Genomic DNA, 14,440 nt, shown 5'->3' with positions numbered 1-14,440 from the left:
GTAAACCGTGTGATCGTTCATCGCCAGCAAGCCGGCTCCTACAGGTGGTGGGCATAAAGCGATTTATCGCCCGAGGCTGTTCATTGCAGCAAAGACCCGGCAAGCTCGGTCCAACCCCAATTCATGGAATGTAAGGGAGGATCAGATGGTGCAGCTGTGTTCTATCGAGCAAGCGGTCGATGAGGTGCTGGCGCGGCTGCCGGCGCATATCCATATGGGCCTGCCCCTCGGTCTGGGCAAACCCAACCACTTCGTCAACGCGCTGTATCAACGCGTTGCGCAATTGCCCGAGCGCAAGCTGACGATCTACACCGCGCTGTGCCTGGGCCGTCCTGCATTGGGCGACGGCTTGCAGAAGCGCTTCCTCGAACCCTTCATCGAACGGGTATTCGGCGATTATCCGGAGCTGGATTTCCTCGCGGGCCTGCGCAAAGACAACCTGCCGCCCAACATCCATATTCAGCAGTTTTTCATGCAGCCCGGCAGCCTGCTTCATAGCGCGTCCGCCCAGCAGGACTACGTGAGCAGCAACTACAGCCACGCCGCACGGGACATCAACGCGGCCGGTTTGAACCTGGTCGCGCAACTGGTGGCCAGCCACTCCGAACACCCGGATCGCCTGAGCCTGAGTTGCAACCCGGACATCACCCTCGATCTGTTTCCGATGATCGCCAAGCGCAGGGCGGCGGGGGAGACGGTCCTGCTGGTGGGCCATGTGCACAACGACTTGCCGTACATGCCCGGTGATGCGGAAATCGGCATCGACACTTTCGACCTGCTGATCGACGAGAAAGACAGCACCACGCTGTTTTCGACGCCGAACATGCCGGTGGGTTTCCAGGACCATTTCATCGGTCTGCACGCCAGCGCGCTGGTCCGCGATGGCGGCACCTTGCAGATCGGCATCGGCGCCATGGGCGACGCGCTGACGGCGGCGTTGCTGGCGCGGCAGGCGGATAACGCCGGTTACCAGGCACTGCTGGCGGATGTGAATCTGAGCCAGTGGGCGCAGTTGATCGGCCGCGAAGGCGGCGTCGAGCCATTCGCCAAAGGCCTTTACGGTTGCAGCGAAATGTTCGTCAACGGCCTGCTGGTGCTGGTCGACGCCGGGATCGTGCGGCGCAAGGTCTACCCCGATGTGCCCACCCAACAACAGGCGAATGCCGGCACGCTGGATGAAGCGGCGCAAACCGACGGCATCTCGGTGCACGGCGGGTTTTTCCTGGGGCCGCGCAGTTTCTACGAGCGTCTTCGAGAGCTGCCGCAAAGCAAGCGACTCGAATTCAACATGACCCGTATCAGCTACATCAACGAGCTGTACGGTCAGGAGGAACTCAAACGCTTGCAGCGCCTGGATGCGCGCTTCATCAACACCGTGTTCACCATGACGTTGCTTGGCGCCGGCGTGGCCGATCAGCTTGAAGACGGGCGTGTCCTCAGCGGCGTCGGCGGGCAATACAACTTCGTCGCCCAGGGCCATGCGCTGGAGGGGGCGCGTTCTATTCTGTTGCTACGCAGCTGGCGCGAGGCGGGCGGGGAGATCAGTTCCAACATCGTCTGGGAATACGGCCATTGCACGATCCCGCGGCATCTGCGGGACATCGTGGTCACCGAGTACGGCATTGCCGATTTGCGCGGCAAGACCGATGCGGCGGTGATCGAGGCGTTGCTGAACATCAGCGATTCACGGTTCCAGCCCGGGTTGATCGAGCAGGCGCAGAGTGCCGGGAAACTGCCGAAGAGTTTTCGTCTCGATCCGCGTTTTGCCGACAACCGACCAGAACGTTTACAGGCGATTCAGACGCGGCATCCGCAGTTGTTTCCGGAGTATCCGCTGGGGAGTGATTTCACCGCGCATGAGCGGGATTTGTTGCGGGCGCTGAACTGGTTGAAGAGCAAGTTCAAGCTGACGGAGATTCTGGAGTTGGGCAAGGCGGCACTGGATGCGCCCGAACCGGCAGCGTTTCCCGAGCATCTGGAGCGCATGCAACTGACCAACCCGGAAGGGTTGAAAGAGGACCTGTTTCAGCGGCTGCTGCTCACCGGCCTCAAGGCCACCGCGCAATAACAGCCAACAAAGATCCCCTGTAGGAGCCGGCTTGCTGGCGATAGCGGTGGATCAGTCAGTATCAATATTGGCTGATCCACCGCTATCGCCAGCAAGCCGGCTCCTACAGTAGGGAGTTGTGCCAGCAAATTACTCGATAAAGGTCACGACACCGCCAGCCAGCGACTTAACGCGAGCCAGCGATTCAACGCGATAACCCTGCGCATCCAGTTCCGCACGACCACCCTGGAACGACTTCTCGATCACGATACCCAGACCGGCCACGGTCGCGCCCGCCTGTTTGATGATCGAGATCAGCGCCTGGGACGCCTTACCGTTGGCCAAAAAGTCATCGATGATCAGCACGCGGTCGCTGCTGGTCAGGTGGCGCGGGGAGATCGCCACGGTGCTTTCGGTCTGTTTTGTGAACGAGTAAACGGTCGCCGACAGCAGGTTTTCGGTCAGGGTCAGGGACCGATGCTTGCGCGCGAAAATCACCGGTACGCCCAGGTTCAGGCCGGTCATGATCGCCGGCGCGATGCCCGAGGCTTCGATGGTGACGATCTTGGTGATGCCCGAGTCCTTGAACAGCGCAGCGAACTCGTCGCCGATCAGTTTCATCAGCGCCGGGTCGATCTGGTGGTTCAAAAAGGCGTCGACCTTCAGGACCTGATCGGAAAGCACAATGCCTTGTTCGCGAATTTTCTGGTGCAGTGCTTCCATGAAGCGTTCCTCTACTGGCGCCATGTGCGCCTAGTTTGTGAAAAAGTGTCGGTTAAAAAGTGCTCAATTCTAGCGCTTTAACATCGCCCGTATATCGGCCAATGCGGTATTGCCGCGAACGGCTTTGACTTCTACCGGCGTGTCGTCGGTGCCTTCCCAGGCGAGGTCGTCCGGCGGTAGTTCATCGAGGAAGCGGCTGGGCGCACAGTCGATGATCTCGCCGTACTGCTTGCGCTTGGCCGCGAAGGTGAAAGCCAGGGTCTGACGTGCGCGGGTAATGCCGACGTAGGCCAGGCGGCGTTCTTCTTCGATGGTGTCGGCTTCGATGCTGGAGCGGTGCGGGAGGATTTCCTCTTCCATGCCCATGATGAACACGTAAGGGAATTCCAGCCCTTTGGAGGCGTGCAAGGTCATCATCTGCACGCCTTCGGCGCCGTCTTCCTCTTCCTGCTGACGTTCCAGCATGTCGCGCAGGACGAGTTTGCCGATGGCGTCCTCGACGGTCATCTCGCCTTCTTCGTCTTTCTCCAGGGTGTTTTTCAACGCCTCGATCAGGAACCAGACGTTACCCATGCGGTAGTCGGCGGCCTTGTCGCTGGAGCTGTTGGTGCGCAGCCAGTTCTCGTAATCGATGTCCATGACCATGCTGCGCAGCGCCGAAATCGGGTCTTCGCCGGCGCACTGCTCGCGGACCTTGTCCATGAAACGCTTGAAGCGCGACAGGCGATCGGTGAAGCGCGCATCCAGATGCTCGCCCAGGCCGATTTCGTCGGTGGCGGCGTACATCGAGATTTTGCGTTCGGTGGCGTAGTTGCCGAGCTTCTCAAGCGTCGTCGAACCGATCTCCCGGCGTGGAACGTTGATCACCCGCAGGAAGGCGTTGTCGTCGTCCGGGTTCACGATCAGGCGGAAGTAGGCCATCAGGTCTTTCACTTCCTGGCGTCCGAAAAAGCTGTTGCCGCCGGACAACCGATACGGAATCTGGTGGTGTTGCAGCTTCAGCTCGATCAGCTTGGCCTGATAGTTACCGCGATACAGGATCGCGAAATCGCTGTAGGGCCGGTCGGTGCGCAAGTGCAGGGTCAGCAATTCCACGGCCACGCGCTCGGCTTCGGCGTCTTCATTGCGGCAGCGGATCACGCGGATCTCGTCGCCGTGACCCATCTCGCTCCACAGCTGCTTTTCGAACTCGTGCGGGTTGTTCGAGATCAGCACGTTGGCGCAACGCAGGATGCGACTGGTGGAGCGATAGTTTTGCTCCAGCATCACCACTTTCAGGGACGGGTAGTCGTCCTTGAGCAGCATCAGGTTTTCCGGGCGCGCGCCGCGCCAGGCGTAGATCGACTGGTCATCGTCGCCCACCACGGTGAACTGGTTGCGCGTGCCGATCAGCAACTTCACCAGCAAATACTGGCTGGCGTTGGTGTCCTGATATTCATCCACCAGCAGGTAGCGGACTTTGTTCTGCCACTTTTCGAGGATGTCGGCGTGTTCCTGGAACAGTTTCACCGGCAGCAGGATCAGGTCGTCGAAGTCCACCGCGTTGAACGCCTTGAGTGTGCGCTGGTAGTGGGTGTAGACGATGGCGGCGGTCTGTTCCTTGGGATTGCGCGAGTTTTCCAGGGCTTCGGCGGGCAGGATCAGGTCGTTTTTCCACGAGCCGATCATGTTCTTGATCTCGTCGACGCCGTCGTCGCCCGCGTATTCCTTCTGCATGATGTCGGTCATCAGGGCTTTGACGTCGGTCTCATCGAAGATCGAGAAGCCCGGTTTATAGCCCAGCCGCACGTGTTCCTTGCGGATGATGTTCAGGCCCAGGTTGTGGAAGGTGCACACCGTCAGGCCACGGCCTTCGCCGCCCTTGAGCAGGGTGCCGACCCGTTCCTTCATCTCGCGAGCGGCCTTGTTGGTAAAGGTCATGGCGACGATGTACTGGGCGCGGATGCCGCAGTTCTGGATCAAGTGCGCGATTTTGCGCGTGATCACGCTGGTCTTGCCGGAGCCTGCACCGGCGAGCACCAAAAGAGGGCCGCCGACGTAGCTCACGGCTTCTTGCTGCCGGGGATTGAGTCGGGACATAGGTAAATTCAGGAGTCAGTACGAAATGGGCCGGCATTTTAACAGGCTCAGCGAATTGTGCTGCTCTCTCCGACTTGTGACGCAATACGCTATCTATATTTGCCGGTTTTGTTACTTTCACGCAGGATGCGGGAGGAATTTGCGGCTAATGTTCGTAATTCCGGATACAAAAGCCTCGTTTGATAACTGATGTCATTGGTCATTAGTTATTGGCACGGCATAATGCCCGCCGCCTACATCATTGCAGAGTCTAGGGAGCTAGCTTGTCTACGCCTGTCGAACCCTTGCGTTTGCTGCTATTGGCCGAAGAGCCAGCGTGGGCAGCGTTGTTGCGCGAGTGTCTGGCTCCGATGGGGAGCTCGGCCGTGCTCATCAGCGCTCCGAGCTGGGAGTCGGTCAGCGCTCTGTTTGATGACAACCGCAGCGCGGTGTTGTTGACGATCCCGGCCCTTCAGCCGGCGCCCGGCCGTTGCAGTTTGCCAACGGTGTTGTTGCTCGACCAAGAGCCGCTGTTGCCGCCCGATGGAGTGAGCGACTGGCTGGTGCGCGATCATCTCGACCCTGGCATGTTGCGCCGTTGCCTGCGCCACGTGCGCGAGCGCGGCGTGCTGGAAAACACCCTGCAACGCCTGGCCGAGCAAGACCCGCTGACCGGCATCGCCAACCGCCAGGGTTTCCAGACCTTGCTGGCCGCGCGGCTGGCGGAAAACGACGGCCGTGGCCTGGCCCTCGGGCACCTTGACCTCGACAACTTCCGCCACGCCAACGACGCCCTCGGCCATCAGGCCGGCGACCGCTTGATCCTGCAAGTGGTCGCGCGCCTGAAAAGCCAGCTCGAGGCCGGCGATCAACTGGCGCGGCTGGGCAGCGATGAGTTCGCCCTGCTGATCGACACCCGCCGTGCGCCGCAACGCGCCGAATGGATGGCCGAACGCATCACCGAAGCGTTGGCCGAGCCCTATTGGGTCGACGGCGAAAGCCTGTTGATCGGTTCCAGCCTGGGCATCGCCCACGCCCGCGCCCAGGCCGGCGCCGATCCGTTGATGTGGCACGCGCACATCGCCATGCAGCAGGCCAAGAGCACTCAAGGCTGCACCTTTCACATCTTCAACGAACGCATCAACCGCAATGCCCGCAGCATGGCCGACCTCGAAAGCGAGCTGCGCCGGGCGTTGCGTCGCGATGAGCTGGAACTTCATTACCAGCCACGCCTGAACCTTGAGGACGGGCAGATCGTCGGCCTCGAAGCCCTGGTGCGCTGGCGCCATGCCGAGCGTGGGTTGCTGCCGCCGAGCGAGTTCGTGCCACTGGCCGAGCAAAGCGGCTTGATCGTGCCACTCGGTTACTGGGTGATTTCCCGTGCGTTGCGCGACATGCAGGCGTTGCGCGAGCTCGGTCTGCCGGCGCTGCACATGGCGATCAACCTGTCGTTCCGCCAGTTTCAGGACAGTCAGTTGTTATCGACCCTGAGCCGGTTAATTGCCGAGCGTGGCGTCGAGGCGCAGTGGCTGGAATTCGAACTGACCGAAACGGCGGTCATGCGCCGCAGCGATCTGGTGAAGCAGACCATGGATGCCCTCGGGCGCCTGGGCGTGCGCTTCTCGCTCGACGACTTCGGCACCGGGTTTTCCTCCTTCGTGCACCTCAACAGCCTGCCGATTGCCTTGTTGAAGGTCGACAAGAGCTTTGTCGGCGGGATGGAAGGGCGTGAAGAGAATCGCAAACTGGTGCACGCGATGATCAATCTCGCGCACAACCTCAATCTGGAAGTGGTCGCCGAGGGCGTGGAAACGCCGGAGCAGCTGGATCTGTTGCGCGGGTTTGGTTGCGATCAGGTGCAGGGTTATCTGATCAGCAAGCCGTTGCCGTTGACGGAACTGATTGAGTATTTGAGTTTTGGCAGTAACCAACAGCCAGCACTGGAAAGCGTCGTCTGATAACCACCGAAATCCTTGTAGGAGCCGGCTTGCTGGCGATAGCGGTCTGACAGGCACATCATTTTTGTCTGTCAGGCCCTCATCGCCAGCAAGCCGGCTCCTACAGGGGATCTCAGTCAGGCTGGGCGATCTGGAAACGTGCCCCTGATGTCGGCTCCCGCCGAATCATCCGCTTCATCTTCCACTCGAATGCCAGCGTCAGGCTCACCGCCGCGCAGGCCAGGCCCAGCGCCAAGCCCCACCAGACACCCGTCGGCCCCCAGTGCAAATGGAACGCCATCCACCACGCGGCAGGTGCGCCAATCAGCCAGTAGCAACCCAACCCGACCAGGAACGTGGTCTTGGCGTCCTTGAGCCCGCGAATGCAGCCCATGGCGATGGTTTGCGTGCCGTCGAACAGCTCGAACCACGCCGCCACCGCCAGCAGGCTCACCGCCAGTTCGATGACCGGGCGGAAGGCCGGGTCGTTGTGATCGAGAAACAGGCCGATCAACTGATTCGGCAACAGCCAGAAGACCATCGCAAAACCGAGCATCGCCGCTGCGCCAAAGGCGATCCCAACCCGCCCGGCAAGCCGCGCGTCCAGCAACTGCCCGGCGCCGTAATGCTGGCCGATGCGCATGGTGATCGCATAGGAAAGCCCCGCCGGAATCATGAACGCCACCGAGACGATCTGCAGCGCGATCTGATGCGCGCCCAGTTGCGTACTGCCCATGGTGCCCATGCACAGCGCGGCGAAGGCAAACAGCCCGACTTCCACTGCGTAGGTGCCGCCAATCGGCAGACCCAGGCGCCACAACTCCTTCAGGTACTGCCGGTTTGGCCGCGACAAACCCTGGCGCAATGGATACGCGTCGTACGCCGGATGCCGCCGAATATGCAGCGCCAACGCCACGGCCATCAGGTTGGCAACAATTGCTGTGACCAGACCGATACCCACCAGGCCCATTTTCGGCAGGCCGAACATCCCGGTGATCAACGCATAATTGAGCACGAAGTTGGCCACCGTGCCGCCGAGGCTGATGACCATCACCGGCGTCGCCCGGCCAATCGCGCTGGTGAAACCGCGCAGGGCCATGAAGCTCAGGTAGCCGGGCAAGGCGAACGGCAAAATCAACAGGAACTGCCCGGCTGACTGGACGTTGGTTTCGGTCTGGCCAAACATCAGCAACACCGGTTTGAGGTTCCACAGCAGCAACCCGGCGACCAAAGCCATCAACCACGCCAGCCACAACCCGGCCTGGGTCAGCCGTGCCGCGCCAACGATATCGCCCGCGCCCTGACGGATCGCCACCAACGTGCCGACCGCCGCAATCACGCCGATGCAAAAGATCGACACAAACGAATAGGTCGCCGCGCCGAGTCCGCCGCCGGCCAATGCCTCGGGGCTCAGGCGCGCCATCATCAAGGTGTCGGTGAGGACCATCAGCATGTGCGCCAACTGCGAGGCAATCAACGGCCCCGCCAGCCGCAGGATGGCCCAGAGTTCAATACGCGCTGGATGCTGCATGGTCATCACGCCCGATTATCAAAGAGAACAGGAAAGCGTCGATTCTCGGCGCTCTGCGGGGTTTGCACAAAGGGATAAAAAGGATGGATTGCATGATTAAAACTCATCCTGGGGAGTTTCTGATAAGTTGACGAAATTACGCTATAGGAGCTTTCCGTATGTCCCGTCGTCTTCCTCCCCTTTATGCCCTTCGCGCATTTGAAGCGGCGGCGCGACATAGCTCGTTTACCCGTGCCGCTGAAGAGTTGTCGATTACGCAGAGTGCGGTCAGTCGGCATATTCGTACGCTTGAAGAGCATTTTGCCTGTCGGCTGTTTCATCGCAGCGGGCGCAATTTGCAACTGACCGAGTCGGCGCGGCTGATCCTGCCGGGCATTCGCGAAGGCTTCACCGCCCTTGAGCGGGCCTGCAATACCTTGCGCGCTGAAGATGACATCCTGCGCATGAAAGCGCCGTCGACCCTGACCATGCGCTGGCTGCTGGCGCGGCTCAGCCGTTTCCGCCACCTGCAGCCGGGCAACGAAGTGCAACTGACCAGCGCCTGGATGGATGTCGATTCAGTGGACTTCAACCATGAGCCGTTCGACTGCGCCGTGATCCTCAGCAACGGGCATTTTCCGCCGGACTGGGAGGCGAGTCTGCTGTTCCCGGAGGAGCTGATTCCGGTTGGTGCACCGAATCTTCTGAAGGACCAACCGTGGGACGTCGCGCGCCTGGCCCATGCCGAACTGCTGCACCCGACGCCGGACCGACGTGACTGGCGCAACTGGCTGGAGCGCATGGGGCTGACGGATCTGGTGTCGCTCAAGGGCGGGCAGGTGTTCGATACGCTGGAGCTGGGCATGATCGCCGCTGCCCGGGGTTATGGCGTGTCGATGGGCGATCTGCTGATGGTGGCCGAAGATGTGGCGCAGGGCCGTCTGAGTTTGCCGTGGCCGACCGCCGTCGCCAGTGGCGAGAATTATTACCTTGTCTGGCCGAAAACCCGCCCAGGAGGTGAACGTTTGCGCCGCCTCAGCGATTTCCTGCAAGGCGAGGTGCGGGCAATGAAATTGCCGGACGTCGAACACTTGTGCTGAATCGATAGAGCCTTCGAAATAGCGGCCTTGAGCCATATCCCGGCTATTTACTCAAGTATTCAGGTTTGCCGCCGAAAATCTGCAGATGGAACCTTCGTGCAGGTTCGATGTAATTCCCCATTATTAGAAATTTTGCTGAGTAGCCGATCAAGGAGGATCAGATCGCTCGGCCAGGAGCTGTCATGTCTCAACCACGTGCCCGGATTGCCTCACAGCTTGGCCTTGCGCTCGCCGTTATTCTGGCGATTGTCATCAGCGGCAGTACCCTGTTTGCCCTGCGTTCACTGGACACGGCCAACCTCGCCACCCGCGAAGAGCACCTGGCCAGTGAGGCGCGGTTGCTGGCCGACCAGTTGAGTACGTTTCACGGCACGTTGCGTGAAAGTACCCTGCGCCTTGCGGGGTTGTTCGAAAAGCGTTTCAGCGGCGGGCTGAGCGTGCACCCGGATGCGCCGGTGAACGTGGCGGGCACCCAGACTCCGGGCCTGCAACTGGGCGGCGAGGTGCTCAATAACAACTTCAAGGAAGTGGACGAGTTCAAGCAGATGACCGCCGGCGTGGCCACGGTGTTCGTGCGCAGCGGCGAGGACTTCATTCGGGTCAGTACCAACGTCACCAAACAGGATGGCAGTCGTGCCATTGGCACTGTTCTCGATCATGCGAACCCGGCTTACGCCCGTTTGATGGCGGGGCAGAGTTTCGTCGGACGGTCTTTGCTTTTTGAACGCTACTACATGTCGCAGTACACCCCGGTACGCGACAGCGGCGGCAAGGTCATTGCCGTGCTGTATGTAGGTTTCGACTACACCGACGCGCAGAAAGCCCAGTTCGAAAACCTCAAGCGGTTCCGCATCGGCAAGACCGGTTCCCTGGCGTTGCTCGACGAGCAGAACAAATGGCTGGTACCGATCGCCGGCGTGGAAGCGCTGGATAAAGCCGTTCCAGCCATCACCGCCCTGGCGAAAACCCCGGGCAAAGGCGAATTCTGGAGCGACACGTCCGAAGAGTTCTACAGTGTTTCCGTGCCGTTCCAGGACGGCCCGTGGTCGGTCGTGGCGAGCATGCCGCAAGACGAAATCAGCGCGGTGACCTGGAGCGTCGGCATTCAATTGGCGATCGGCAGCCTGCTGGCAATGTTGATCGCGGTCGGCTCGGCAGTCTGGCTGCTGCGCAGCAAACTCGCGCCGCTGGGTGATCTGGTGCGTCAGGCCGAAGCCCTGGGGGCCGGCGACCTGAGCGTGCGTCTGGACGTGTCGAGCAACGACGAGATCGGTCAGCTGGCCCGTGCCTTCAATCAGATGAGTCAGGCGTTGTCGACGATGGTCGAGCACATCCGCCGGGCCTCGCAAGAGGTCAACAGCCGTGCCCAGGCCTTGTCCGGTTTGTCTGGCGGTGCCTATGAAGGCATGGAGCAGCAGTCCGGCGAAATCACCAGCATGGCCGGTGCCGTGGAAGAATTCAGCGCCACCTCGTTGAACATCGCCGACAACATGGGCAGCACTCAGCGTCTGGCGCAGGAAAACGCACAGCAAACCCAGATCGGTCGTACATCGATGGGTGAAGCGTCCTCGTCCCTGGAGCAAATCGCTGGCGCGCTGAACAGCACTGCCACGGTGATCAACACCTTGGGCCAGCGTTCTCAGGAAATCGGCGGCATTGTCGGGGTGATCACCTCGATTGCCGAGCAAACCAACCTACTGGCGCTCAACGCGGCCATCGAAGCGGCGCGTGCCGGTGAGCAGGGCCGTGGTTTTGCGGTGGTGGCCGATGAAGTGCGCAATCTGGCTTCACGCACTCGCCAGGCCACCGACGAAATTTCCGGGATGATTCAGAGCATCCAGCAGGAAACCGGCAATGCCATCAGCACCATGGAACAGGGCAAAGTCTTGATGCAGGAAGGCTTGTCACGTAACGCCAATGTCGCCTCGGCGCTGGCGCGGATCGATGAGCAAAGCCGTTCCGCCGGTGAACAATTCGCCGCGATCACCACCGCGACCCAGGAGCAGAGCAGCACCGCGACCCTGCTCAGCAGCAACCTGCAAAGCATTGCGCTGGCGAACAGCGAGCAGCGGGAAGTGGTGTCGAACCTGGCGGTGACCGCCAAAGAGCTGGAGAGCCTGGCGGCGGAACTGCGCCAAGAGGTTGACCGGTTTCGTTGAGTCGCCTCTGAAATAGCTATCGCGAGCAAGCTTGCTCCTACAGGTTTGGCGTCGTTCACAAAAACGTGGAACGCCACATATCCTGTAGGAGCAAGCTTGCTCGCGATTGCCTCACCGCAATATTCAGATCTGCCAATCAATCACACTTGGCGTTGCTCGACACTTCCTTGGTTGCGAGTTTCAACTGCTTGGCCAGTTCTGCCGCGTTGGTGCTGTTGTAAACCCGGCCACCGGTGTTTTCAGCAATGCAGCGTGACGGGCCACCGGCACCGATTTTCACCACGTTGACCCGCAGGCGTGGTTGTTCCCTGGCGATTTGGCGGGACACCGCGCAAGCGTCTTTCTGGCAACCGTCCTCACCGTCGACGAACATCACGATCACGGCATCGTTATTACGCCCGTCGACGGTGCTTGCCGCGTAAGCCAGGCTGTCGGCCAGCGGTGTGCCGTCGTTGGGAACCAGGCCTCGAATCCCGTTGATCAGCCGTGGCCGGTCGCCAAACTTGAACACGCCCTGGTCCGGTGTGCGTTCGCAGCCGGCGAAGGTGATGAGGCGCGTGTCGATTTTCGGGTCCAGCCCGTTGATCATGCCGGCCAGCGAGTCCTTGGCGACGTCCATGCGGCTGGGTTTGGCGAAGATCTGCATGGTGCGGTTCGCGTCCAGGTACTTGTTGAGCTCATTGCCGAAGAACCAGTCCTCATCGGCTTTCACGGACTTGATGTTCAAATCCATCGAACCCGAGGTATCGAGCACCACCACGAACTGCGGGATCTCGGCGTTCGGCGCTTTTTTGCGGCACGCGAAGTTGTCCAGCGTCGGTGCCGGCGGCGGCGGTGGCGGTGGTGGAGGCGGGGCGGCCACCACAGGTTTTGGCGGCGGGACCGGTTTGGGGGCTGGCACTGGTTCTGGCTCTGGAACCGGTACGGGTTCCGGTTTCGGTTCCACTACAGGCTCTGGCTCCACTACCGGCTCGGGAACAGGCTCAACCGGTTTCTCGATCGGTGTCACCACCGGGGCGACCGGTTCGACCGGTACAACTTTTTCCCGGTGCATAAACCACCAGTAAGCCCAGAGCGCCAGGAGCAACAACAGCAGTGCCAGCAATGCCGCGGCGATCCACCATCCACGGCGCGAAGGCGCCACGGCGGCCACCGGAGCCAGCGGAACCACCGGCGGCACCACCGGTTTTGGCGGGCGCTGGTTCCAGCGCACCACCAACGGCTCACCGTTGAGGCTGTAGAGTTTGTCCAGCTCGGGAGCGCCGAGCAGGCTGCGCAGGTCATCCGCTTCCGTGGGCTGACCGCGTTTTTGCAGTTCGTCCGCCAACTGTCCAAGGGACGTCTGACGCACTTCATAGGTTTCCAGCAATCGCCGTTGAGCGTCCTCGTTGAGGTCGGCATAGGGCGTGGGTTGGCCACCCAGTTCGGTCCACCATTCCAGCACCTCGCCGCTGCCCATTCGCGGGATGGCGAAGAGGCTGGAGACGGTCGGCGGAAAGTGTTTCTGGATGAGGGCGACTTTGGCTTGCAGCGCACTCATCCCCTCTGGTGTGGCTTGCGCATCCCTGATGACCCGCTGCATGACGTCGATTCCTGAAAAGGCTGCAGGCCTCCGGCGGGAGGCCTGCGGGTGAAAAGTTACTCTTCGTAACCGAGGCTGAATTGCAGTTGATTGACCTTTTTCTGCAGCGCCTTCAGTTGTTCCTGCTTGGCGGCCAGGGCCGCCTTTGAAGGCTTGGCCACCGGTGCAGTCTGCGAGTCCTTGAGCTGCTGTTCGAGCCCGGCGATCTGCTTTTGCACCTGGCTTTCGTTGCCACGGCGCGCCTTCAGCGAGGTCAGCAACTTGCCCAGCGACTGGTTCAGTTCAGCCTGGGATTTTTGCTGGCTGGCCAAATCGGTTTTGGTGCTGAGCTGCTGGGCCTGAATGTTCTCGTACACCTGACGGAACATCGCGTTTTGCTGGCGGGACTCGGCCAGGGCCTGTTCCTTTTGTTTGACCTGATCGCTGTAACCACCAGAGTAGTCGCAGTTCATCTTGGTCAGCATGCTGCTGTCGCGATTGGTCGCGTCGCATTCGCCCGGCTGGGTTGCGCAACCGCTCAAGGCGAGGACGGCGGTCAAGACCGCCAGCTGTCGTAGCTTCATGTGCTTAACCCAGAGTGATTGCGGAGCGCTGGCTGTAGAGACCGTCGACTTCCTTCTGCAAGGCAGCGACTTTCTCGTTCATTTTCAGAATGCTCACATCCACCTGCTTCATCTCGGCGCTGGAGCCTTGTGCGCGTTCGGCATTGGCCACTTTGCTGTACTCGGTGACTTTGTTGCGCATGTTGCTGAGGTCTTTGCGCAAGATTGCGATGTTGTTGTCGATCTCGGCGATTTGCGTCTGGGCTTTGGTCTTGTCGACCTTTTTGCTGGCGATATCCTGTTTGATCTTGGCGATACGCGCCTGGTCATCCTTGATCACTTGCTGAGCGGTCTCGGTACGGGCAATCACATTGCGCGTGTCTTGCTCGACTTCGCTGTTCATCTTCGCCAGACGGGTGGAGGTGTCGGCGTATTCGCTGCGACGTTGATCCAGATAATAGTTCGCGCCCATGGCCACGCCACACGCGGTAATACCGGCGGCGATGGCGCAGACGGCCTTGTTGCTGCTGTTGGACAGCGCGCAACCGAGGATGCCGACACCGGCGCCGACGGCGCAGGCCTGGTAACCGGACTTGCTGAAGAACTCCGCGTCATTGCCTTGGGTCAGGCGCGGGTCTGCGCCTTCGCTGCCGCCGAGCATCGAACTGCCGGTGTTGGCGCAACCAGTCAGCAACAGGCTGCCGGCAACGACGAATGCGATCTGTAGTTTGAAGCGAGTCCAAAGGCTGCGCGACATGGTGAAACTCCTCGATGACGGTGTT

General features: G+C 60.7%; 10 protein-coding genes. 4 read left to right on the top strand and 6 right to left on the bottom strand.

Going from position 1 to position 14,440, the window contains the following annotated elements:
- The first annotated feature begins 145 nt into the window (after positions 1 to 145).
- Positions 146 to 2,068: an acetyl-CoA hydrolase/transferase family protein gene (locus IB254_RS28255; protein ID WP_192420688.1), complete on the top strand. Its 1,923-nt coding sequence runs from the start codon at positions 146 to 148 to the stop codon at positions 2,066 to 2,068.
- A 129-nt stretch (positions 2,069 to 2,197) separates the two neighbouring features.
- On the opposite strand, the gene IB254_RS28250 is transcribed toward IB254_RS28255, so the two are convergent.
- Positions 2,198 to 2,770 carry a xanthine phosphoribosyltransferase gene (locus IB254_RS28250; RefSeq protein ID WP_192420687.1) on the bottom strand — a complete coding sequence of 191 codons (573 nt, stop codon included), beginning with the start codon at positions 2,768 to 2,770 and terminating at the stop codon, positions 2,198 to 2,200.
- 69 nt (positions 2,771 to 2,839) lie between these two features.
- On the bottom strand, positions 2,840 to 4,849 hold the full coding sequence (rep, locus tag IB254_RS28245) for a DNA helicase Rep (RefSeq protein ID WP_008030544.1): 2,010 nt from the start codon (positions 4,847 to 4,849) through the stop codon (positions 2,840 to 2,842).
- Positions 4,850 to 5,112: 263 nt separating this feature from the next.
- Here rep and IB254_RS28240 point away from each other — a divergent pair, with 263 nt between their 5' ends.
- On the top strand, positions 5,113 to 6,786 hold the full coding sequence (locus IB254_RS28240; RefSeq protein ID WP_192420686.1) for a putative bifunctional diguanylate cyclase/phosphodiesterase: 1,674 nt from the start codon (positions 5,113 to 5,115) through the stop codon (positions 6,784 to 6,786).
- A 112-nt stretch (positions 6,787 to 6,898) separates the two neighbouring features.
- On the opposite strand, the gene IB254_RS28235 is transcribed toward IB254_RS28240, so the two are convergent.
- Positions 6,899 to 8,296 (bottom strand): NorM family multidrug efflux MATE transporter, encoded by a 1,398-nt coding sequence (locus tag IB254_RS28235; protein WP_192420685.1) that lies wholly within the window; start codon positions 8,294 to 8,296, stop codon positions 6,899 to 6,901.
- A gap of 158 nt (positions 8,297 to 8,454) precedes the next feature.
- On the opposite strand from IB254_RS28235, the gene IB254_RS28230 reads away from it, so the two are divergent.
- Positions 8,455 to 9,375: a LysR substrate-binding domain-containing protein gene (locus IB254_RS28230; protein ID WP_192420684.1), complete on the top strand. Its 921-nt coding sequence runs from the start codon at positions 8,455 to 8,457 to the stop codon at positions 9,373 to 9,375.
- Between the two features lie 182 nt (positions 9,376 to 9,557).
- Positions 9,558 to 11,534, top strand: a complete 1,977-nt coding sequence (locus IB254_RS28225; RefSeq protein WP_192420682.1) for a methyl-accepting chemotaxis protein — start codon at positions 9,558 to 9,560, stop codon at positions 11,532 to 11,534.
- Positions 11,535 to 11,670: 136 nt separating this feature from the next.
- On the opposite strand, the gene IB254_RS28220 is transcribed toward IB254_RS28225, so the two are convergent.
- Genes IB254_RS28220 through IB254_RS28210 form a run of 3 tightly spaced genes read right to left on the bottom strand, consistent with a single transcriptional unit; the run spans position 11,671 to position 14,415 of the window.
- On the bottom strand, positions 11,671 to 13,116 hold the full coding sequence (locus IB254_RS28220) for a vWA domain-containing protein (protein WP_008037985.1): 1,446 nt from the start codon (positions 13,114 to 13,116) through the stop codon (positions 11,671 to 11,673).
- Between the two features lie 56 nt (positions 13,117 to 13,172).
- On the bottom strand, positions 13,173 to 13,679 hold the full coding sequence (locus IB254_RS28215; protein WP_192420680.1) for a hypothetical protein: 507 nt from the start codon (positions 13,677 to 13,679) through the stop codon (positions 13,173 to 13,175).
- A gap of 4 nt (positions 13,680 to 13,683) precedes the next feature.
- The gene (locus IB254_RS28210; RefSeq protein WP_192420678.1) at positions 13,684 to 14,415 is read right to left on the bottom strand and encodes a hypothetical protein; all 732 of its coding nucleotides are present in this window, start codon (positions 14,413 to 14,415) and stop codon (positions 13,684 to 13,686) included.
- Positions 14,416 to 14,440: the final 25 nt, after the last annotated feature.

Origin of the sequence: Pseudomonas sp. PDM03 (genome assembly GCF_014852385.1) — a bacterium.
GTDB lineage: Bacteria > Pseudomonadota > Gammaproteobacteria > Pseudomonadales > Pseudomonadaceae > Aquipseudomonas > Aquipseudomonas migulae.
Note: the sequence above shows the minus strand (reverse complement) of the source record. Positions and strands in the feature narration are given on the sequence as shown.

What these genes read in the sequence shown, in the direction of transcription:
- IB254_RS28255 (WP_192420688.1), top strand. Translation starts at nt 146, where the DNA reads ATGGTGCAGCTGTGTTCTATCGAGCAAGCGGTCGATGAGGTGCTGGCG.
- IB254_RS28250 (WP_192420687.1), bottom strand. Translation starts at nt 2,770, where the DNA reads ATGGAAGCACTGCACCAGAAAATTCGCGAACAAGGCATTGTGCTTTCC.
- rep (WP_008030544.1), bottom strand. Translation starts at nt 4,849, where the DNA reads ATGTCCCGACTCAATCCCCGGCAGCAAGAAGCCGTGAGCTACGTCGGC.
- IB254_RS28235 (WP_192420685.1), bottom strand. Translation starts at nt 8,296, where the DNA reads ATGCAGCATCCAGCGCGTATTGAACTCTGGGCCATCCTGCGGCTGGCG.
- IB254_RS28230 (WP_192420684.1), top strand. Translation starts at nt 8,455, where the DNA reads ATGTCCCGTCGTCTTCCTCCCCTTTATGCCCTTCGCGCATTTGAAGCG.
- IB254_RS28225 (WP_192420682.1), top strand. Translation starts at nt 9,558, where the DNA reads ATGTCTCAACCACGTGCCCGGATTGCCTCACAGCTTGGCCTTGCGCTC.
- IB254_RS28220 (WP_008037985.1), bottom strand. Translation starts at nt 13,116, where the DNA reads ATGCAGCGGGTCATCAGGGATGCGCAAGCCACACCAGAGGGGATGAGT.
- IB254_RS28215 (WP_192420680.1), bottom strand. Translation starts at nt 13,679, where the DNA reads ATGAAGCTACGACAGCTGGCGGTCTTGACCGCCGTCCTCGCCTTGAGC.
- IB254_RS28210 (WP_192420678.1), bottom strand. Translation starts at nt 14,415, where the DNA reads ATGTCGCGCAGCCTTTGGACTCGCTTCAAACTACAGATCGCATTCGTC.